The organism is Microbacterium sp. C23T (assembly GCF_053345975.1).
The window spans coordinates 83,979-104,010 of the sequence record NZ_JBKFBD010000014.1 but is presented as its reverse complement, the minus strand read 5'-3'; the positions used below and the strand labels follow the sequence as shown (position 1 = coordinate 104,010).

General features: G+C 71.3%; 20 protein-coding genes, 1 tRNA gene and 1 pseudogene. 14 read left to right on the top strand and 8 right to left on the bottom strand.

Annotated features, from left to right (window positions below; all coding sequences use genetic code 11):
- Positions 1 to 15: 15 nt before the first annotated feature.
- Complete coding sequence (locus tag ACLBXX_RS09900) at positions 16 to 714, bottom strand: response regulator transcription factor (RefSeq protein WP_045298087.1); 699 nt, start codon at positions 712 to 714, stop codon at positions 16 to 18.
- Positions 715 to 865: 151 nt separating this feature from the next.
- On the opposite strand from ACLBXX_RS09900, the gene ACLBXX_RS09895 reads away from it, so the two are divergent.
- The 4 genes from ACLBXX_RS09895 to ACLBXX_RS09880 all read left to right on the top strand — a co-directional run bounded on the left by ACLBXX_RS09895 (position 866) and on the right by ACLBXX_RS09880 (position 4,124).
- On the top strand, positions 866 to 1,156 hold the full coding sequence (locus ACLBXX_RS09895; protein ID WP_447657883.1) for a hypothetical protein: 291 nt from the start codon (positions 866 to 868) through the stop codon (positions 1,154 to 1,156).
- 135 nt (positions 1,157 to 1,291) lie between these two features.
- Positions 1,292 to 1,894 carry an FABP family protein gene (locus ACLBXX_RS09890; RefSeq protein ID WP_387147166.1) on the top strand — a complete coding sequence of 201 codons (603 nt, stop codon included), beginning with the start codon at positions 1,292 to 1,294 and terminating at the stop codon, positions 1,892 to 1,894.
- Positions 1,894 to 3,000: a CAF17-like 4Fe-4S cluster assembly/insertion protein YgfZ gene (gene ygfZ, locus ACLBXX_RS09885; RefSeq protein WP_447657882.1), complete on the top strand. Its 1,107-nt coding sequence runs from the start codon at positions 1,894 to 1,896 to the stop codon at positions 2,998 to 3,000. Before ACLBXX_RS09890 ends, ygfZ begins: the two co-directional genes overlap by 1 nt.
- Positions 3,001 to 3,011: 11 nt before the next feature.
- Entirely contained in the window at positions 3,012 to 4,124 is a 1,113-nt protein-coding gene (locus tag ACLBXX_RS09880) for an FUSC family protein (protein ID WP_387147161.1), read from the top strand.
- An 18-nt stretch (positions 4,125 to 4,142) separates the two neighbouring features.
- Here the strand turns inward: ACLBXX_RS09880 and ACLBXX_RS09875 are convergent, their stop codons facing one another.
- Entirely contained in the window at positions 4,143 to 4,961 is an 819-nt protein-coding gene (locus ACLBXX_RS09875) for a class I SAM-dependent methyltransferase (protein ID WP_447657881.1), read from the bottom strand.
- Positions 4,962 to 5,031: 70 nt separating this feature from the next.
- On the opposite strand from ACLBXX_RS09875, the gene ACLBXX_RS09870 reads away from it, so the two are divergent.
- Positions 5,032 to 5,781: a phosphoglyceromutase gene (locus ACLBXX_RS09870; protein ID WP_387147155.1), complete on the top strand. Its 750-nt coding sequence runs from the start codon at positions 5,032 to 5,034 to the stop codon at positions 5,779 to 5,781.
- A gap of 106 nt (positions 5,782 to 5,887) precedes the next feature.
- Here ACLBXX_RS09870 and phoU read toward each other — a convergent pair whose 3' ends face one another.
- A complete protein-coding gene (gene phoU, locus ACLBXX_RS09865; RefSeq protein WP_387147152.1) occupies positions 5,888 to 6,568 on the bottom strand; it encodes a phosphate signaling complex protein PhoU in 681 nt (226 codons plus the stop codon).
- Between the two features lie 165 nt (positions 6,569 to 6,733).
- Here phoU and ACLBXX_RS09860 point away from each other — a divergent pair.
- A pseudogene (locus ACLBXX_RS09860) lies at positions 6,734 to 7,924 on the top strand (sensor histidine kinase); the annotation flags it as partial.
- Positions 7,925 to 8,184: 260 nt separating this feature from the next.
- Positions 8,185 to 8,868 carry a response regulator transcription factor gene (locus ACLBXX_RS09855; protein ID WP_056369486.1) on the top strand — a complete coding sequence of 228 codons (684 nt, stop codon included), beginning with the start codon at positions 8,185 to 8,187 and terminating at the stop codon, positions 8,866 to 8,868.
- A gap of 68 nt (positions 8,869 to 8,936) precedes the next feature.
- Here the strand turns inward: ACLBXX_RS09855 and ACLBXX_RS09850 are convergent, their stop codons facing one another.
- On the bottom strand, positions 8,937 to 9,404 hold the full coding sequence (locus ACLBXX_RS09850) for a DNA modification methylase (RefSeq protein WP_387147144.1): 468 nt from the start codon (positions 9,402 to 9,404) through the stop codon (positions 8,937 to 8,939).
- Positions 9,405 to 9,549: 145 nt separating this feature from the next.
- On the opposite strand from ACLBXX_RS09850, the gene ACLBXX_RS09845 reads away from it, so the two are divergent.
- Both ACLBXX_RS09845 and ispD read left to right on the top strand, forming a co-directional pair.
- The gene (locus tag ACLBXX_RS09845) at positions 9,550 to 10,032 is read left to right on the top strand and encodes a CarD family transcriptional regulator (RefSeq protein WP_045298114.1); all 483 of its coding nucleotides are present in this window, start codon (positions 9,550 to 9,552) and stop codon (positions 10,030 to 10,032) included.
- Positions 10,033 to 10,139: 107 nt separating this feature from the next.
- A complete protein-coding gene (gene ispD, locus ACLBXX_RS09840; RefSeq protein ID WP_447657880.1) occupies positions 10,140 to 11,342 on the top strand; it encodes a 2-C-methyl-D-erythritol 4-phosphate cytidylyltransferase in 1,203 nt (400 codons plus the stop codon).
- Between the two features lie 20 nt (positions 11,343 to 11,362).
- On the opposite strand, the gene ACLBXX_RS09835 is transcribed toward ispD, so the two are convergent.
- Both ACLBXX_RS09835 and ACLBXX_RS09830 read right to left on the bottom strand, forming a co-directional pair.
- Positions 11,363 to 11,830 carry a GNAT family N-acetyltransferase gene (locus tag ACLBXX_RS09835; protein WP_447657879.1) on the bottom strand — a complete coding sequence of 156 codons (468 nt, stop codon included), beginning with the start codon at positions 11,828 to 11,830 and terminating at the stop codon, positions 11,363 to 11,365.
- Positions 11,831 to 11,886: 56 nt separating this feature from the next.
- Positions 11,887 to 12,819, bottom strand: a complete 933-nt coding sequence (locus tag ACLBXX_RS09830) for a DMT family transporter (RefSeq protein ID WP_310292544.1) — start codon at positions 12,817 to 12,819, stop codon at positions 11,887 to 11,889.
- Positions 12,820 to 12,874: 55 nt separating this feature from the next.
- Between ACLBXX_RS09830 and ACLBXX_RS09825 the strand changes: the two genes are divergently transcribed.
- From ACLBXX_RS09825 to ACLBXX_RS09815, 3 genes are all read left to right on the top strand, one after another.
- A complete protein-coding gene (locus ACLBXX_RS09825; protein ID WP_447657878.1) occupies positions 12,875 to 14,380 on the top strand; it encodes a cysteine--tRNA ligase in 1,506 nt (501 codons plus the stop codon).
- Between the two features lie 29 nt (positions 14,381 to 14,409).
- Positions 14,410 to 15,399 (top strand): 23S rRNA (guanosine(2251)-2'-O)-methyltransferase RlmB, encoded by a 990-nt coding sequence (gene rlmB / locus ACLBXX_RS09820; protein ID WP_387147131.1) that lies wholly within the window; start codon positions 14,410 to 14,412, stop codon positions 15,397 to 15,399.
- 96 nt (positions 15,400 to 15,495) lie between these two features.
- Entirely contained in the window at positions 15,496 to 16,137 is a 642-nt protein-coding gene (locus tag ACLBXX_RS09815) for an NAD(P)-dependent oxidoreductase (RefSeq protein ID WP_447657877.1), read from the top strand.
- Positions 16,138 to 16,213: 76 nt separating this feature from the next.
- On the opposite strand, the gene ACLBXX_RS09810 is transcribed toward ACLBXX_RS09815, so the two are convergent.
- Entirely contained in the window at positions 16,214 to 17,521 is a 1,308-nt protein-coding gene (locus ACLBXX_RS09810; protein WP_375872498.1) for a DUF4032 domain-containing protein, read from the bottom strand.
- Between the two features lie 73 nt (positions 17,522 to 17,594).
- Positions 17,595 to 18,698 (bottom strand): ABC transporter ATP-binding protein, encoded by a 1,104-nt coding sequence (locus ACLBXX_RS09805; RefSeq protein WP_447657876.1) that lies wholly within the window; start codon positions 18,696 to 18,698, stop codon positions 17,595 to 17,597.
- 240 nt (positions 18,699 to 18,938) lie between these two features.
- On the opposite strand from ACLBXX_RS09805, the gene ACLBXX_RS09800 reads away from it, so the two are divergent.
- Both ACLBXX_RS09800 and ACLBXX_RS09795 read left to right on the top strand, forming a co-directional pair.
- A complete protein-coding gene (locus tag ACLBXX_RS09800) occupies positions 18,939 to 19,880 on the top strand; it encodes a DsbA family protein (RefSeq protein ID WP_387147122.1) in 942 nt (313 codons plus the stop codon).
- Positions 19,881 to 19,918: 38 nt separating this feature from the next.
- Positions 19,919 to 19,994: transfer RNA gene (locus ACLBXX_RS09795), tRNA-Thr, on the top strand.
- Positions 19,995 to 20,032 lie beyond the last annotated feature (38 nt).

Here is a 20,032-nt window from a genome sequence, read left to right as displayed (position 1 = left end):
GAGGCGCCGCCCCGATCAGGCGTCGGTGCGCTCGCGGGGCGCGGGTTCGGGCTCGTCCTCGTAGACGTTGAACCGGTAGCCCACGTTGCGCACGGTGCCGATCAGCTGCTCCATGTCGCCGAGCTTGGCGCGCAGGCGCCGGACGTGCACGTCGACCGTGCGGGTGCCGCCGAAGTAGTCGTAGCCCCACACCTCGCTCAGCAGCTGCTCGCGGGTGAAGACGCGTGACGGGTGCGTCGCGAAGAAGTGGAGGAGCTGGAACTCCTTGTACGTGAGGTCGAGCGGACGACCGTGCACCTTGGCCGAGTACGAGGACTCGTCGATCGTGATCCCCGAGGTCTGGATGCGCGTCGAGACCTGCTCTGCCGACTGCCGGCCGACGGCGAGGCGGATGCGGGCGTCGACCTCAGCGGGGCCCGCGGTGAAGAGGATGACGTCGTCGACGCCCCAGTCGGGAGAGACGGCGGTCAGGCCGCCCTCGGTCACGATGAGCAGGAGCGGTGCGTCCAGGCCCGTCGTGTTGAGGATCTTGCACAGCGACTTGGCGCCGACGAGGTCGACGCGCGCGTCGACGAAGATGATGTCGGCGCTCGGCGCGTTGACGAGCTGGGCGGGCTCAGCGGGGATCAGGCGCACGCGGTGGCTCAGCAGTTCGAGCGAGGGCAGGACGGGGCCGCCTCCGTGTGTGGAACTGAGAACCAGGAGCTGTGCCAATGGATCGCCTTCCCGGCGCAGGGGGGTGCGCCGCGAACCCCAGTGTAGGGCGTGGGGGAGAGCCGCTCGGCCCGCATGTCCTCCGTCGACACGCACACCACCCGCGCGGCAGCGCGTGCGCCGCGCGGGTTGTTGCGCGATGATGGGACGCGTGGCCGTGCCTGAACTCGCCCCCCGCCGCACATTCGGCGGCATCGTCGCCGTGTGGGTGCTCGCGGCCGTGATCGCGATCGTCGTCGGCATCTTCGCGACGCCGGACTGGCGTGCGGCGTGGCTGGGCGTCGGATTGGGCGGATGCCTCATCGCGGGGTTCGCGGTCCAGCTCTGGTCGGGCCGGTCCCAGGGGTTCACCGAGCGCGTCGCGGCGAGCGTCCTCGGTGCCGCCCTCGTGATGGGCGTCATCAGCCTGGGGTTCGGACTTGCCGCTCTCGTTCCCGGCTAGACTCGCTCGTATGGATACCGTCGCGCTCGAACTGTTCTTCGTGGGCCTGCTCGGTCTGGCGTCTCTGGCGATCGTCTTCGTCTCCGCCGTCGTCGTCAAGAACCTCTACCGCGGCCAGCGCTGACGGGTCCGGTCGTGCTCGACATCCCGACCGACCTTCCGGCGGAGCTCGTCCCGCTGTCGTGGCTCATCGGAGTGTGGGAGGGCACCGGCGTCATCGACTACGGGGACCACGCCTACGCCGGCGAGTTCACCCACCGCGTGAGCTTCAGCCATGACGGCGGCGACTACCTGAACTACTCGGCCGACGCGTGGCTGCATGACGCGGAGGACCCCGAGAAGCGCACGCGTCTCGTGGCCGAGCTCGGCTACTGGCGCCTCGCACTCACCGCGACCGACGCCGACGCCGGACCCGGGCTGCTTCCCGCGCTCGCCGCACCGGTCGTCCGCACCGCCGACGACATCGAGCAGCTGCGCAACGCCGACGGCGGCTTCGATCTCGAGGCCGCGCTCGTGCACGCCGACGGCGTGAGCGAGCTCTACCTCGGCCAGATCAAGGGTCCTCGCATCGACATCGCGACCGATGCCGTCGTGCGGCCCGCCGGCGCGAAGTCGTACGCGGCCGCGACCCGCATGTACGGGCTCGTCGACGGCCACCTGCTGTGGGCGTGGGACATCGCGGCCCTCGGCTTCGAGCTCGGCGCCCACGCGTCGGCACGACTCGCGCGGGCCGAGTGATGGCCGCCTCGTTCGCCGCTGTTCCCGGCGCCGTCGTCGACGGCACCGGGCTGCAGCACGTCGGCAACCCGCTCCTCGAGCAGCGCCGTCTCGCCGCCGGAGCCGCGCTCGCGCCCCGCGCCGACCGCGCCGTCATCGCCGTCCCCGGTGAGGACCGCCTGACCTGGCTCGACTCGCTGTCGTCGCAGGCGCTGACCCGACTCGACCCCGGCGTGGGCACGGAGCTGCTGATCCTCGACCCGCAAGGACACGTCGAGCACGCGGCATCCGTCGTCGATGACGGAGAGACCACCTGGCTCATCGCCGATCGCGCCGACGTCGAGGGGCTGTACGACTGGCTCCGCAAGATGCGGTTCCGTCTGCGCGTCGACCCGCGCGTCGCCGACGACGAGTACGCCGTGATCGGCGGCACGACCGCTGCCCTCGACCGCATCTCGCCGGCGGCCCCCGCCGGAGTGCCGCTCGTGTGGCGCGACCCGTGGCCGTCGGTCACGCCCGGCGGTCACGCCTACGCGCCCGTCGAGCCGCACCCCGGCGCCGATCGCGATTGGGCCGAGGCGATCGTGACACGCGACGAGGAGACGCGGATCGCGGATGCCGCGGCCCGCGGCGAGCTGGAGCTCGCAGGCCTGACCGCGGTCGATGCCCTTCGCGTCGCCGCCTGGCGCCCGCGATGGACGACGGACGTCGACGAGCGCGCGCTGCCCCACGAGCTCGACTGGCTGCGCACCGCCGTGCACCTCGACAAGGGCTGCTACCGCGGGCAGGAGACCATCGCCAAGGTGCACAACCTCGGGCACCCGCCGCGGCGCCTCGTTGCTCTTCAGCTGGACGGCTCGGGCAGCGTGCTGCCCGAGCACGGTGCGCCGGTGCGCCTCGGCGACACCGAGGTCGGCATCGTGACGTCGGCGGCGCTGCACTACGAAGAGGGTCCGATCGCGCTCGCCATCGTGCGCCGCACGACGCCCGTCGACGCCCCGCTGACGGTGGACACCGCCGACGGCCCGGTCGCCGCGGCGCAGGAGGTCGTCGTTCCGCCGGACGCCGGTGCCACGGCGAACGTGCCTCGGATCACGCGGCTGTCGCGCCGCGCGGCGGCCCAGTAGGGGACCCGGCGGTGAGCGGCGACGGCGAGACCGCCGCGATCACCCAGGTCGTCCCCACGGGCTGGCGCGCCCGGCTCGATCTGCGTCCGCAGCTGTCGCGCGTGCGCGGCTCGGCGCTCGCCATCGTGCAGATCACGGTCGCCGCGACCGCGGCGTGGGCCTTCGCGCACTACGTCGTCGGGCATCCGGCGCCGCTGCTCGCCGCGACGGTCACCATCACCAGTCTGGGTCTCGTGCGCGACGCCCGGCCCCGGCGCGTGCTCGAGACGGTGGTCGGGATGCTCGTCGGCATCCTCGTCGCCGAGGGCTTCGTCGTGGTCGTCGGACCCGGCTGGTGGCAGCTCGCGCTCGCTCTCGGGGTGACGCTGCTGGTCGCGCGGTTCCTCTCGCCCTATCCGCCGTTCGCCATCATGGCGGGCGTCCAGGCGTGCATCGTCATGTCCCTGCCGGCGACGGAGCCGTTCTCGCGGCTCATCGACGGCGCGGTGGGCGGCGTCGCCGCTTTGGCCGTGACCGCGCTCATCCCGCGCAATCCCCGCAGGGAGGAGGCGCGCGACGGACACGCGGTCTTCGCGGCCGCGGACGCCGCGGCGCGCACCATCGTGCAGGCGCTGCGTCGGGGCGATGCGCTCCGGGCCGCCCGCGGTCTCGAGAAGGCGCGGGCGATCGCCCCGCGCATCGACGAGTGGCGCGCCTCACTGGATTCCGGCCTCGCCGTCGCCGGGTTCTCGCCGTGGCTGCGCCCGCAGCGGGCCGAGCTGCGCCGGCACCACGCCGTGCTGCAGGCGATGGACTTCGCCACCCGCAACCTCCGGGTCGTCGCCCGTCGAGCGGTGTACCTCTGCGATGACGGCCAGCGACGTCCGGTGCCCGCCGAGGTGCTCGCCGAGCTCATGCGCGCCGCGGAGCTGGTGGGGGAGAGCCTCGACGACATCTCGCTGCAGCCGGCCGCACGTGAGGCGGTGCGCGCGGTCGCCGTGCGCCTCGACCCGGCGCAGATCCTCCCCGACGGTTCGCAGGGCGAGCAGAACCTCATCACCGCGATGCGGCCGTTCGCGGTCGACCTCCTCACCGCGACCGGCATGCCCTCCGCCGAGGCGCGGGCGGTGCTGCCCCGCGTGTGACGGACGGCACGCCGCGGCTCAGCGCGGGGCCACGGCATCCCACGGCACGGTGACCTCGCCGAGGCGCCAGCGCGACCGCTCGAGGATCGGCCAGCCGCCGTCGACCAGCGCCGACAGGGCCGTGCGCCAGCGATGCACCGGACCGAAGGGCGACACGCTCGCTGCGCGCTCCCACTCCGCGTCGAGGGCCGCGAGGAACGCGTGCACGGGCTCGCCGGGGACGTTGCGGTGGATGAGGGCCTTCGGGAGCCGCTCCGCGGCGATGGACGGATGCTGCAGCCCGGCCAGCCGCAGCGACACCGTGAGCGTGCGCGGCACGGCGTCGGAGTCGAGCGCGACCCAGGTCGCGATGCGGCCGATCTCGTCGCACGTGCCCTCCACGAGGAGGCCGTTCGCCGCGAGGCGCGCGCACATCGTCGCCCACGCGGCCGTGACCTCCGACTCGTCGTACTGCCGCAGCACGTTGAACGCCCGCACGATCGCCGGGCGGCGCCCGCCGGGGATGGGCACCTCGAAGCCGCCGCGCGCGAAGGACACGTGTGCATCGGGGGCGAACGACGTGCCTCCCGCGCGCACCTGCTCCAGTTGGGCCCGCGCCCGCGCGACGCGCGCGGGATCGATCTCGAGGCCGAGCACCTCGACGTCCGGCCGTGCGCGGACCAGGCGTGCGTACAGCTCCAGCGCCGTCACGCCGCTCGCGCCGTAGCCCAGGTCCACGACGAGCGGATCGACGGCGCGGCGCAGCGCGGGATGCGGCGCGATCCAGCGGTCCACGCGTCGCAGCCGGTTGGTGCCGGTGGTGCCGCGCGTGATCTGCCCGACCGGTCCCCGCGCCATGCCTCCATGATGCCAGCCCGGCCCGTCACAGCATCCGGGGGCAGCACCCGGCGCCGATATCATGGGGCGCATGACCGCGCCCTACACGCTGATCCTCCTCCGACACGGCCAGAGCGAGTGGAACAAGACCAACCAGTTCACGGGCTGGGTCGACGTCCGCCTCACCGACCAGGGCAAGGCCGAAGCCCAGCGCGGCGGCGAGCTGCTCGCCGAGTCCGGCATCCTTCCCGACGTGCTGCACACCTCCGTGCTCAGCCGCGCCATCCAGACCGCCGACATCGCCCTCGACGCGGCCGACCGCCTCTGGATCCCCGTCAAGCGCTCGTGGCGCCTCAACGAGCGCCACTACGGCGCTCTGCAGGGCAAGGACAAGGCGCAGACCCTCGAGGAGTTCGGCAACGACCAGTTCATGCTGTGGCGCCGCTCGTTCGACGTGCCGCCGCCGCCGCTTCCCGCCGACGACCAGTACAGCCAGGTCGGCGACCCCCGCTACGTCGGCATCGACGGCGAGGTTCCCGACACCGAGTCGCTCAAGATCGTCATCGACCGCATGCTGCCCTACTGGCACAGCGACATCGTTCCCGACCTCAAGGCCGGCAAGACCGTGCTCGTGACGGCGCACGGCAACTCGCTGCGCGGCCTCGTGAAGCACCTCGACGGCATCAGCGACGCCGACATCGCCGAGCTCAACATCCCCACGGGCATCCCGCTGGTGTACCGCCTCGACGAGAACCTCGAGCCCCTCGGGCCGGGCGAGTACCTCGACCCCGAGGCCGCCGCCGCCGGCGCTGCCGCGGTCGCGAACCAGGGCAAGGCCTGATCTGAAGAAACGACGGAAGAGCGGATGCCTCCCCACGAGGCATCCGCTCTTCCTTTTCTTCGCCTTCGCAGCGGCAGCTCCCCAGCTGCAGGCCGCGTGACGGGCTTTACAGAGCCGGGGCGACGACGTCGATCGTGTCGGTGCTCGACGTCCAGTCCCCGGTCGACAGGTACGCGACCTTCTTCGCGACCGAGACCGCGTGGTCGCCGAAGCGCTCGTGGTAGCGGCTGGCGAGCGTGGCATCGACAGTGGCGGACGGATCGCCCTGCCAGCTGTCGCTGAGCACCTTCTCGAACACCGAGACGTGCAGCTCGTCGAGCTTGTCGTCGGCGTTGCGGATCTCGTCGATGAGGTCGCCGTCCTGCGTGCGCAGCAGCTCGGTGAGCTGGCGTGCCGCCTCGACGTCGAGTTCGCCCATCTTGAGGAACGTGGACTTGAGGCCCTTGGGGATCGCCCGCTCGGGGAACCGCATGCGGGTGAGCTGGGCGATGTGCTCGGCGATGTCGCCCATGCGCTCGAGCGACGCGCTCATGCGCAGCGCGCTGACGACGATGCGCAGGTCGCGGGCGACCGGCTGCTGGCGGGCCAGGATCTCGATGGCGAGCTCGTCGAGCTCGACGGCCTTCTCGTCGATGACCGCGTCGGCCTCGATGACCTCCTCCGCGAGCGCGACATCGCTCGTTCCGAACGCCCGCGTCGCCTTGTCAATGGCGATCGTGACGAGCTCGGCGATCTCGACGAGACGGCCCTGCACGTCCTCGAGGGACTGGTGGAAGACTTCGCGCATTCCGACGCACCTTTCATGGATGGGGGGAGCTTTCGCCCGCGCCCGGCCGATTGTCGTCAGCGAAGGTTAACGGACAGTGCCCCCGTGGTGAACAGTACCGGGCGCGGGTGCCCGGGTCCCCGTCACGGTCCATTGTCCCGCGCGACGTGCCCCTACGCTTGAGACATGGATACGACGCAGCTCGCGCTGCTCGCCCTCCTCGCGGGGATCATCATCGGCGGTTCGATCTCCGCCGTCGTCGTCGCGTCGATGCGGGCGCGTGACCGCGCGCATGCCGAAGGGTCGATCGAGATCCCCGACGGCGTGCGCGGCGTCCTTCACGGCATGGACGACGCCGCCGTGGTGGTGGACGCGTCGTTCACGGTGCTGGCGGCTTCCTCCGCAGCCGCGGCATTCGAGCTGCTCGAAGGCGGCACGCTGCCGACCGACGAGCTGCGGACCCTTGCACGCCGCGTGCGGACCACCGACGCCGAGGTCACCGAGGCGAGTGCGACGGAGACGATGCGGCTGCGCCGTGGCGCTCCGCCGGCCGAGCCCCGCCTCGTGGCCGTGCGCGCGTCGCGCATCTCGCCCCGGCTCACCCTCCTCGTGCTGCGAGACATCTCGGAGCGCGAACGCGTCGAGGAGATGCGGCGCGACTTCGTGGCGAACACGAGCCACGAACTCAAGACGCCCGTCGGTGCGGTGAGCCTGCTCGCCGAGGCGATCGAGTCGGCCGCCGACGATCCGCCGCAGGTGCGGATCTTCGCGACGCGGCTGCAGGCGGAGGCCAACCGGCTCGCGCTGCTGACCTCGCGCATCATGAACCTGTCCCGGCTGCAGGCTGCGGACGAGCTCACGCAGCAGGACGTCTCGATCGACGAGGTCGTGGCGTCGGCCCTCGACGCGCACGCGATCCAGGCGGACTCCGCCGGCGTCGAGGTGATGCGCGGCGGTGCGCGCGGCCTCTACGTGCATGGCGATGCACAGGTGCTGAGCGAAGCCGTCGGCAATCTGATCGCGAACGCCATCGCGTACTCTCCGCGCGGCTCGAGCGTCGGCGTCGGGATCAAGGCCGTCGACCGCGTCGTCGAGATCGCCGTGACGGACCGCGGCATCGGCATCGCCGAGGGCGAGCAGGACCGCGTTTTCGAGCGCTTCTATCGGTCCGACCCCGCGCGCGCCCGCCGCACCGGCGGCAGCGGGCTCGGGCTCTCCATCGTCAAGCACGCGGTGCAGCGGCACGGCGGCGAGGTGCGGCTGTGGTCGCGCCCGGGTCGCGGATCCACGTTCACCATCCGCCTGCCCCAGATCGACGCGCCCGACCTCGAACCGGCGCCCAAGCGCGGGCGCAAGAAGAAGCGGCCGGCCGCTGACGTGACCGCCGAGGCTGGGCTCGCCGCTGGGGCTGCGCCCGCCGCCGTCTCGGCACCGTCTGCGTCTGCCGCCGCTCCGGCCGCGAAGAGCACGCCGGTCGCGAAGATCGCTCCGGCCGCACCCGCGGCGAAGCCCGCCGCTTCCGCCCGCGCGGCCAAGCCTGCGGCACCCGCCCGCGCGGCCAAGGCCGCTGCGCCCAAGACTCCCGTCGGTCCTGCCGGCGGACAGAACCCTGCATCCGTCGCGAATGGAGACCCCGCATGACTCGCGTTCTGATCGTCGAGGACGAGCCAGACCTCGCCGACCCGCTCGCCTACCTCCTTCGCCGCGAGGGCTACGAGGTCGAGATCGCCGAAGACGGCCCGACCGCGCTGACCGCGTTCCGCGAACGCGGCGCCGATATCGTGCTGCTCGACCTCATGCTGCCCGGAATGCCGGGCACCGAGGTGTGCCGCCAGATCCGCGTCAATTCGGCCGTGCCGATCATCATGCTGACCGCCAAGGACTCCGAGGTCGACATCGTGGTGGGCCTCGAGCTCGGCGCAGACGACTACGTCACGAAGCCGTACTCCGCCCGCGAGCTGCTCGCCCGTATGCGCGCCGTGCTGCGACGGTTCTCGCAGATCGACGCCGACCTCGAGGACCGCGTGCTGGAAGGCGGTCGCGTCGTGCTCGACATCGACCGTCATACCGTCGCCGTCGAGGGCGGCGAAATCAACATGCCGCTCAAGGAATTCGAGCTGCTCGAGGTGCTCATGCGCAACGCGGGCCGTGTGCTCACGCGCGGCCAACTCATCGATCGCGTGTGGGGGAGCGACTACTTCGGCGACACGAAGACCCTCGACGTGCACATCAAGCGGATCCGCTCCCGCATCGAGAAGAACCCCGGCTCGCCGGAGATGCTGGTGACCGTGCGCGGCCTCGGCTACCGCTTCGAGGGCTGAGCCACCGCAGACGAGAAGAGGGCGCCCCGTGATGGGGCGCCCTCTTCTCGCGTCTGCGCGAGCGTCGCTCAGGGAGCGAGGGGCGCGAGGTAGCTGAGAGAGCCGTCCAGCACGGGCACCGAGACGAGCGCGCCCTCCGAGTCGCCGGACTGGAAGAACGTGGTGATATCGGTGCCGGGGAGGGCGTCGAGGTCCTCGACGAGGAGCGGCTCGTCCTCGTCGGAGCCGAGGCTCACGGTCGTGTTCGCGGGCACCCTCACGGTGAGCGTCGGACCGCCCTCGCCGAACTCGATGTTGAGGGTGTGCGAGTCCTCGGTCTGGTTGATCAGCGCGGCGACGAAGTTGCCCTCGGACCCGTCTTCGTTGGCGACGATCTGGGCGTTGCGCACCTCGACGGGGCCGGCCTCGTGGACGTTCGTCCCCTCCGCCGCGGAATACGGGAGCGTGGTCGCCTGCGGCGAGATCATGCTGCAGCCGGTCGTCGTGAGGACGAGTGCGCCCCCGATGGCCAGCGACGCGATGAGGCGGCGGTTCACGGATCCTCCATAAGACGGATGACGGTTCTCCAGCATTCTAGGGGCTCGCGATGTGCCGCGCGGAGCACCGCCCCGGCCGGAGGGCGGAGAACCTTAGCGTATTTCGCCTGTGGTATCCTGGAGGTTGCCGAAAGGACATAACTCCATGCTTTTTGAGGTTGGCGAGACGGTCGTCTACCCCCACCACGGGGCGGCTACGATCATCGAGGTCAAAGACCGGATCATCAAGGGCGAGACGAAGAAGTACCTGAAGCTCAACGTCACGCAGGGTGATCTCATCATCGAAGTCCCCGCAGAGAACGTCGACCTGGTCGGCGTCCGAGACGTCATCGGCAAGGAGGGCCTCGACAAGGTCTTCGAGGTGCTGCGCGCTCCCTTCACGGAGGAGCCGACCAACTGGTCGCGCCGCTACAAGGCGAACCTCGAGAAGCTCGCCTCCGGTGACGTCATCAAGGTCAGCGAGGTCGTGCGCGACCTCTGGCGCCGCGATCAGGACCGCGGCCTGTCGGCCGGAGAGAAGCGCATGCTCGCCAAGGCGAAGCAGATTCTGATCTCCGAGCTGGCCCTGGCGGAGAAGACCGACGAAGAGAAGGCGAGCGTTCTTCTCGACGAGGTCCTCGCGAGCTGAGACTCCTGGAACGGCGCCCCGATGGGGCGCCGTTCTGCTGTGCGCACCGGGTCCCGGCGGGGCCGGACGCGCACAGCGCCGCCCGTCGATCGCGATAGCGTGAACGGGTGAGCATCACTCCCGTGCCCCGCGTCGGCGTCATCGTGGTGGCCGCCGGATCCGGCACCCGATTGGGCGCCGGAGCGCCGAAAGCGTTCGTCGACATCGACGGGAGCAGCATCCTGCGCCACGCCCTCGAGGGCGTCTTCGCCGCCCCGCTCGCGCAGGTCGTGATCGTCGCCCCTGCCGGGCGCGAGGGCGACGCGCTGAGCGAGGCGCTGGCCACCGCGGGGGATCGTCGGGAGCTCATGTCCGTCGTCGCGGGCGGCGACACCCGCCAGGCTTCCGTGGCCGCCGGTCTCGCGGCCCTGTGGGCCGACGTCGAGGTCGTGCTGGTCCACGATGCGGCACGCGCCCTCACCCCCGCCGAGGTCTTCGAGCGCGTGATCGCGGCGATCGACGGCGGCGCGGTCGGCGCGATCCCCGTGCTCCCGGTCATCGACACGATCAAGCGCGTCGCCGGCGACGAGATCGTCGCCGCTGTCGACCGCGCCGAGCTCGCCGCGGCGCAGACGCCGCAGGGCTTCCGGCGAGACGTGCTGGACGCGGCATATGACGCCGCCACGACGGACTTCACCGACGACGCCGCCCTCGTCGCCGAGGCCGGGCATGCCGTCGCGGCCGTGCCGGGGCATCCGCTCGCCTTCAAGATCACCACCGCGGCGGACCTCGATCGCGCACGCCACCTGATCGCCGAGCCCGCACCGCACGCCGCGGCACACCTCGGCGGCGTGCCGGTGCTTCCGCGCGTCGGCGTCGGGACGGATGTGCACGCGTTCGGCGGCGAGGGGACGCTGTGGCTCGCGGGGCTCGAGTGGCCGGGTGAGGCGCCGCTGTCAGGGCACTCGGACGGCGACGCCGTCGCGCACGCGATCGTCGACGCCCTGCTGGCGGCCGCGGGCCTCGGCGACATCGGCACGCACTTCGGCACCGATCATCCCGAGTACGCCGGCGCGCACGCGGGCGCGTTCCTGACCCGCACCGTCGCGCTCCTCGGGGAAGCGGGCTGGCGCGTCGGCAACGTCTCGGTGCAGGTGCAGGCGAACCGCCCGCGGTTCTCCGCCCGCCGCGCAGAGGCCGAGCGGGCTCTGTCGGCCGCACTCGGCGGCGCGCCGGTGTCGGTCTCTGCGACGACGACCGACGGCCTCGGGTTCACCGGGCGGGGCGAGGGTGTCTCCGCGTTCGCCGTCGCCCTCGTCGTCCCGGCCTGACCACCGACGCCCCTCGGACGTCAGAGCGTGCGCGTCATGAACACCGAGAACGGGTCGAGCGCGTAGTCCTCGAACGGACCGCAGAAGACGAACCCCTCGCTCTCGTAGAGGCGCCGCGCGGGCACGAAGTCCTCGGTGGTCCCGGTCTCGAGCCACAGGCTCGACATGCCGCGCCGCCGGGCGTCCTCGACGATGTGGCGCAGCAGGGCGCGGCCGACGCCGGTGCCGCGGAATCGGTCGTCCGCACGCATCGATTTGATCTCGCCGCGATCGGCATCGAGCGCCTTGAGCGCCCCGACGCCCGCGAGCTCGCCGTCGACCCACGCCGTCCAGACCGAGAGAGACGGATGCCGCAGCGCGTCGATGTCGAGTGCGTGCACGCTCTCGGCGGGAGACGTGTCGTGCATCCCCGCCAGGTGCAGGGCGATGAGGCGCCGGGTGGCTTCGCCGCTCAGGTCGTCGGTGCGGATCTCGATGGTGCGCTGCATGTCGCGCTCAGTGTGCCACGCCCCGGTTTCGGCCGTGTTTCCTGTCGGGCTGGGCCTCACGCCTCGACGGCGTACGGCGCGGGGTCGCGCGGCGACCGGGATCCCCACGCGAGGAGGGCGAGTCCGGCAGCCAGCACCACGAGCCCGACGATCGCGAGGGCCGACAGCCGCTCGCCCAGCACGACGATGCCGAGCACGCTCGCGGTCAGAGGCTCGCCCAGCGTGAGCGTCGCGGCGGTCGCCGCGGTGAGGCCGCTCAGGCCCCACGTGAACAGCACGTAAGCGATGGAGATGGTCGCGAGGCCCAGCCACAGCGCCATCACCACACCCGACGTCGTGCCGAGCCACGAGAGGTCGACGAAGGGGAGAGCGAAGGCGCAGATGATCGCCGAGCTGGCGCCCATCGCCCCGACGACTGTGAAGGGGTCCCAGCCGTCGTCGAGCAGGCGCCGCTGCGCGTTGGCGATGACCGCGAACGAGGCGCCCGCGCCGATGGAGCCGATCAGTCCCAGGGGATCCGTGCCGCCGGCCGCTCCCGCCTCGCCGCCGAAGCCCAGCAGCACGACGCCGATCGTCGCGAGCGCGGTCGCGCCCATCCACGTGGGTGTCGGCATCCGTCGCGTCAGCGCCCATTCCAGGAGGCCGGCGAGGATCGGGGCCGAGCCGAGGGCGACGACCGTGCCCACGGCCACGCCGTTGCGCGCCGTGCCGAGGAAGAAGAGGGGCTGATACAGCGCGAGGCACGCGCCCGTCAGCACCATGAGCAGAACCGGCCGGGCGCCCCACCGCGGACGCACCGCACCCGCCGGCAGGCGTCGGGAGTGCCGTGCGGCGAGCGAGAACGCGATGATCGCGAGGCCCGTGCCGCCGATCACCATGCGCATCACGCCGATCGACAGGGGAGTGGTGCCGGCGGGGCCGAGCGCCTGAGACGTGCCCGTCGTGCCGAACAGGAGCGCGGCGGCGAGGACGGCGAGCACATGCACCATTTAGTTCTACAGGCTCACTCAGGGTCGACGCGGTACCCGCCGGTAGGCTGGTGCGGTGACGGTTCAGTTGTACGACACCAAGGCGCAGACCCTGCGCGATTTCGTGCCCCTCGACCCCGGAAACGTCACGATCTACGTCTGCGGTCCGACAGTGCAGTCCGGGCCTCACATCGGGCATCTGCGCGGCGCCCTGAGCTTCGACATCCTGCGGCGCTGGCTCACCCACCGGTACGGCCGTGTCACCTTCGTCCGCAACGTCACCGACATCGACGACAAGGTGCTCGCGAACGCGTCAGACGGTGAGCCGTGGTGGGCGCTCGCGTACCGCATGGAGCTCGAGTTCACGCGCGCGTACACCGCGATCGGCATCCTCCCGCCGACCTACGAGCCCCGCGCGACGGCCTCGATCCCGCAGATGCAGGAGCTCATCCAGCGCCTCATCGAGGCGGGTCACGCCTACGCCGCGGCGGCGGACACGGTCCCCGCGTCCCCTCACGACGCCGCTGGCGCGTCGCCGCGAGCCTCCGGGCGTGGGGGCCCAGCCGGGGGCGACGTCTACTTCGACGTCCGGTCGTGGGCGGACTACGGGTCGCTCACGAACCAGTCGATCGACGCGATGGAGCCGGCGGCCGACGCCGATCCGCGCGGGAAGCGCGACCCCCGCGACTTCGCCCTCTGGAAGGGCGCCAAGGCCGACGAGCCGGCATCGGCGACCTGGGCCTCGCCCTGGGGATCCGGGCGCCCCGGCTGGCACATCGAGTGCTCCGCGATGGCGCGCCGCTATCTCGGCGCCGAGTTCGACATCCACGGCGGCGGGCTCGACCTGCGCTTCCCCCACCACGAGAACGAGCTCGCGCAGTCCACGGCGGCCGGCGACGGCTTCGCGCGGTACTGGGTGCACAACGGCCTCGTGACGGTCGGCGCGCAGAAGATGTCGAAGTCGCTGTTCAACTTCGTCCTCGCCGAGGACCTGCTGCGCGAGCGCGACCCACTCGTGGTGCGCTACGCGCTCGCGGCGGCGCATTACCGGTCGAGCCTGGACATCACGACCTCGACGTTCGACGAGGCCGAGGCGGCGCTCGAGCGCATCCGCACCTTCCTCGAGCGCGCGCTGCGCACGCTGCGGGGGACGGAGGACGTGCGGGTGGATGCTGCGGTCCCCGCCGCGTTCGCGACGGCCCTCGATGACGACCTCGGGGTGCCCCAGGCGCTCGCCGTGCTGCACGAGACCGTGCGCGACGGCAACACCGCGCTCGATGCGGGTGACCGCGACGCGGCGCTCCGCGCGTTCGCCGACGTCGCCGTGATGGCGGGCGTGCTCGGCATCGACCCCCTCGACCCGCAGTGGCGGTCGACGGATGCCTCGGCCGAGGCATCCGCTCTCGACGCGCTGGTGCAGACGATGATCACTCAGCGCGCGGTCGCGCGCGCTGAGAAGGACTGGGCGGCGGCCGACCGCATCCGCGACGCGATCGCGGCGGCCGGCATCGCCCTCGAAGACGGTCCCGACGGGACGCACTGGAGTGTCGCCGACGCTCCTCGCCCGGCGGAGAGCAACTGACGGGCCGCGGCCCGCACGAAGGAGAACTGATGGCAAAGCCAGGGCGCCCCGGCGCAAGCAAGGGCGGCAAGGGTCCCACCAAGGGCTCGGGCGGCAAGAACAAGCGGTCCCTCGAGGGCCGCGGGCCGACCCCCAAGGCCGAGGATCGCGCATGGCACCCCGCCGGCAAGCGCAAGGCGGCTGCTGACCGGTACGCGGCGGCAGGCGGCAAGGGCAAGCCGGGACAGCCGGCGCCCCGGTCGTCGCGTCCCGCCAAGAAGGACGATGACACCGAGACGGTGACCGGCCGCAACTCGGTGCTCGAGGCGCTGCGCGCGAAGATCCCCGCCACCGCGTTCTACATCGCGCAGCGCGTCGAGATGGACGACCGCGTCAAGGAGATGCTCGCGATCGCCACTCACCGCGACATCCCGGTGCTCGAGGTCACGCGTCCCGAGCTCGACCGCATGGCGGGCTTCGACGGCGTGCACCAGGGCGTCGCGCTCAAGGTGCCGCCGTACGAGTACGCCCACCCGCAGGATCTTCTCGAGAAGGTGATCGACGAGGGCAAGACGCCGCTGTTCGTCGCGCTCGACGGCATCACCGACCCCCGCAACCTCGGCGCCATCCTCCGCTCGACCGCGGCCTTCGGCGGGCAGGCGGTCATCGTTCCGCAGCGCCGCTCGGCGAGTGTGAATTCGGCCGCGTGGAAGACGAGCGCCGGCGCCGCGGCTCGCGTGCCGGTCGCCCTCGCCTCGAACCTCACGGCGATGCTCAAGGACTTCAAGAAGCAGGGCGTGTTCGTGCTCGGCCTCGACGGCGGCGGCGACGTCTCGCTCCCGGCGCTCGAGCTCGCGGACCGTCCCGTCGTGATCGTCGTCGGCTCCGAGGGCAAGGGTCTCTCGCGCCTGGTGACCGAGACGTGCGACCAGATCGTGTCGATCCCGATCTCGTCGGCCACTGAGTCGCTCAACGCCGGGATCGCGGCATCCGTCGCGCTGTACCAGGTCTCGACCCTTCGGGGCTCCACTCCCGCCTGAGTCCGCGTGTGACGCGCGCGGGAAGAACCCCGCGCGGCGCACGTTCCCCTCTGCAGAGCCGGCGAAGGCCGGCGCACCACTCGTGAAAGGCAGCACATGGCACGCATCGCCGTCATCGGAGGCTCGGGATACGCCGGCCGTCACATCGTCGCCGAGGCGGTGAGCCGGGGCCACAGCGTCCTGTCGATCGCGCGCCGCATCCCCGCGGAGCGCCACGCCGGGGCGATCTACGTCGAGGGGTCGTTGACCGATGTCCCGGACCTCCTCGCCCAGATCGAGGGCGTGGACGTGGTCGTGTCCGCGGTCGCGCCGCGCGGCGAGATGGAAGGCCTGGTGCGTCCGAACATCGCGGCGCTCGCCTCGCTCCTTCCCGAGGATGTCCGCCTCGGCGTCATCGGCGGCGCCGGCGGCAGCCTCGTCACCGAGGGCGGCGAGCGGGTCGTCGACCTTCCCTCTTTCTCCGAGGACTACAAGGCCGAGGCACTCGAGGCGATCGGCATCCTCGACGACCTCAAGGAAGGGCCCGAGTCGCTGGACTGGTTCTACATCCACCCGGCCGGCGGCTTCGGCGCGTACAACCCGGGGGAGCGGACCGGCGAGTACCGCACCGGCGGCGACGTCATCGTCACCGACGCCGAGGGCGAGTCGTACATCTCGGGCGAAGACCTCGCCGTCGCGATCGTCGACGAGATCGAGCACCCGCAGCACCCCCGCAAGCGGTTCACCGTCGGGTACTGACAGCTGGAATCGCGAAAGGGTGCATCTCCGCCGGCGGAGATGCACCCTTTCGGCGTCTGGGCGACGCGAGACGGGCTCAGACCAGGTCGCGCCAGTCGATGTCGTCCTCGTCGTCGTCGATCACGGGGTTGGATGACGTGATGATGGACAGCGACACGGTCTCGGTGGGCGGTCCCATGAGGGTCGCCTCGTCGCGGCGGTGGCGCAGCACGTTGTCGATGTAGCTCGTCAGGGCCTCCGCGAGGGGCACCGACTTGCCCTTGGCCTGCGACAGGTACCAGCGGTGCTCGAGCAGCTGGTGGAACACCTCGGCAGGCTCGAGCTTCGAGCGCAGGTCCCAGGGGATCGCCTTGACGACCGGCTCGAACACCCGGGTGAGCCACTCGTGGGCGACCATCTCCTCGTCGTCGCCGAGGCGTGAGATGCGCACGCGGAACTCGTCGAGGTCGTTGAGCAGGCGCCGGGCCTGGTTCTCCTCGACGTCGAGGCCGGTCAGGCGCAGCAGCCGCCGCTGGTGGTGGCCGGAGTCGACGACCTTGGGCTGGATCGACACGCGGGTACCGTCTGCCGTCGTCTGGATCGACATCTCGCCGATGTCGAACCCGAGGTCGTTGAGCCGCTGGACGCGCTCCGTGAGCCGGTACGCCTCGTCGGCGCGGAACGTCTCCTCGTCCGTGAGCGCGGCCCACAGGGCGTGGTATGCCGACACGATGCCGTCGGCGATCGCGATGGCGTCGACGCCGCCCTCGAGACGCCCCCCGGCCTCGAGGTCCATGATCTCGCCCGCGATGTTCGTGCGGGCGACGTCGAGGTCGTGCGCGCGCTGGCCCGGGGTCAGGCCGCTCTCGTGCAGCTCGCCGGTCTCGGCGTCGACGAGGTAGGCGGCGAACGCGCCCGCGTCGCGGCGGAACAGCGTGTTCGACAGCGACACGTCGCCCCAGAAGAAGCCGACGTTGTGCAGGCGGACCAGCAGCAGCGCGAGCGCATCGACGAGGCGCGTCGCGGTGTCCGGGCGCAGCACCTGCGTGAACAGGGCGCGGTAGGGCAGTGAGAACTTGAGGTGCGCGGTCACCAGAGCCGCGGGGAGCGGCTCGCCCGCGGCATCCGTCCTCCCGGCGATCACGGCGACGCGCTCGACGCACGGTACGTCCAGGCGGGCGAGGTTGCCGAGCATGTCGTACTCGCGCTGCGCCATGGCCTGGGTCGTCTCCTTGATGGCGACCACCCGGCCCGAGAGGTTGGCGAACCGCACCAGGTGGCGCGAGATGCCCTTGGGCAGGAACACGATGTGGCTCGACGGCCACTCTCCGAGCGGGGTCGACCACGGCAGCGTCAGCAGCCCCGGATCGACGCTCGAGGCGGTGATGCTCAGGGCGTCAGGCACAAACCCTCCTGGAAAAGTGCGACGGCGCGGGGGGAAGAAGCTCCCACCCGCGCCGTCGCGAACGAATCAGCGGTTACGCCGCGGCGATCGCCTTGTCGGTGAGGCGCTCACCCGACTCGATGTCGAACACGTGGACGTGTCCGGGGACCGGAGCCAGCGTGACCTTGTCGCCCGCGATCGGGTGACGGCGGCCGTCGACGCGCGCGACGATGTCGGTGCGCTTGCCGGCGACGTCGGCGTGACCGTAGAGGTAGCCGTCGGCGCCGAGCTCCTCGACGAGGTCGACCGTGACCGTGAGGCCCTTGCCGTCGGCCGGAGCGACCTGGATGTCCTCGGGACGCACACCGATGGTGACCTCCGAGCCGTGCGCCTTGCCGAGCGTGTCGGCCTCGACACCGACGACGCTGTCGCCGAACTGCACGCCGCCCTCGGCGATGTGCGCCGGGAACAGGTTCATGGCGGGCGAGCCGATGAAGCCGGCGACGAACACGTTGTTCGGCTTCTCGTACAGGTCGCGCGGGGAGCCGACCTGCTGGAGGAGGCCGTCCTTGAGGACCGCGATGCGGTCACCCATGGTGAGCGCCTCGGTCTGGTCGTGCGTCACGTAGACCGTGGTGACGCCGAGGCGGCGCTGCAGCGACGCGATCTGCGTACGGGTCTGGACACGGAGCTTGGCGTCGAGGTTCGACAGCGGCTCGTCCATGAGGAACACCTGGGGCTGGCGGACGATCGCGCGGCCCATCGCGACGCGCTGACGCTGACCACCCGAGAGGGCCTTCGGCTTGCGGGTCAGGTACTCCTCGAGGTCGAGGAGCTTCGCAGCCTCGAGCACGCGAGCGGCGCGCTCCTCCTTGCCGACGCCGGCGATCTTGAGCGCGAAGCCCATGTTCTCGGCGACCGTCATGTGCGGGTACAGCGCGTAGTTCTGGAAGACCATCGCAATGTCGCGGTCCTTCGGGGGGACGTCGGTGACGTCACGGTCGCCGATCAGGATGCGGCCCGAGTTGACCTCTTCGAGGCCGGCCAGCATGCGCAGCGACGTGGACTTGCCGCAGCCCGACGGGCCGACGAGAACCAGGAACTCGCCATCGGCGACCTCGAGGTTGAGCTTGTCCACAGCGGGGCGAGTGCCCCCGGGGTACAGACGAGTTGCGTTGTCAAACGTGACGGACGCCATGTTCTCTTCTCCTTCACCGGCAGGTACGTGCCGGACGATCCGTAGTGAGGAATGAGCGGGGGCTTACCCGCACGCCCGCCATCGGGCGCAAGGAACAGTATGACACGGCGCGCGCGGAGCTTGCGTCTGGGCATTTCCCAGGGTGGCTGACTAGCATCGTGGACGGCCGCTTTCCCGCCTGGCCAGTGCGAATCCATGGTCTAGCCGGTTCGCCGCCCCCCTTCCGCCCCGAGAGGTTCCATGTCGAGCGACGAGTCACAGAACGCCGCGCCCAGCGAGCGCCGCGACGCCGTGCGCGAGAAGGCGCAGCAGGTGAAGGCGCGCCAGTCGCGTGCGCGTCTGATCCGACGGACGTCCCTCGTCGCCGTCGCCCTGGCGTTCGTGGCGGTCATCGCCGTCGTGGTGACGTGGACCGTCTCGTCGAGCGCATCGAAGCCGACCATGAGCCCGGCCAGTGGCGTCGACGGCGGATTCGTCGTCACCGACGTCACCGGAGCGGGCGTCGCCGGCGACTCCAGCGCGGGCGGCCTCGTCGAGGGCGAGGCGAGCACGACTCCCGAGACCGAGCCGACTCCCACCTCGACGCCTACGGATGCGCCCGCGGTCGATATCCGCGTCTACGTCGACTACCTCTCGACGGGTTCGCGAGAGTTCCAGCTCGCGAACATGAAGCAGCTCTCGCAGTGGATCGATGACGGCGCCGCCACTCTGACTTACTACCCGGTGGCCATGCTCACCGCGAAGTCGAACGGCACGAAGTACTCGCTGCGCGCCGCCGGCGCCGCGGCCTGCGTCGCCCAGCACTCGCCCGACTACTTCTTCGCGTTCAACGACGCCCTGCTGCGCCAGCAGCCTGAGGTCGACTCCGACGGCCTCAGCGACGACGAGCTCGCGACGCTCGCGCAGGCGACGGGGCTCGACGGCGGCAAGGTCGTCCGCGCATGCATCGAGGACCAGTCCTACGCGTCGTGGGCGAAGGCGGCGACCGAGCAGGCGCTGAAGGAGCTCCCCGGCACGGACGGTGTGGCCCTGACCGGCACCCCGATGGTGCTGGTCAACGGCACGCAGTACGTGGGCAAGCTCGACGACCCCAAGGAGTTCGCGCAGTTCGTGCTGACGATCGCGAGCGACGCGTACTACAAGGCGACGCCGACCCCGACCCCGACGCCGACCGCTCCCTGATCGGGTCCTCGCGCGGGCGCCGCTAGACTGGGCGCTCTGCCGACTTGGCGCAATTGGTAGCGCACCGTACTTGTAATACGGGGGTTACGGGTTCAAGTCCCGTAGTCGGCTCCAGTTTCCGGCGACCCGTCGCCGCGGGTCCGCGCCCCGTG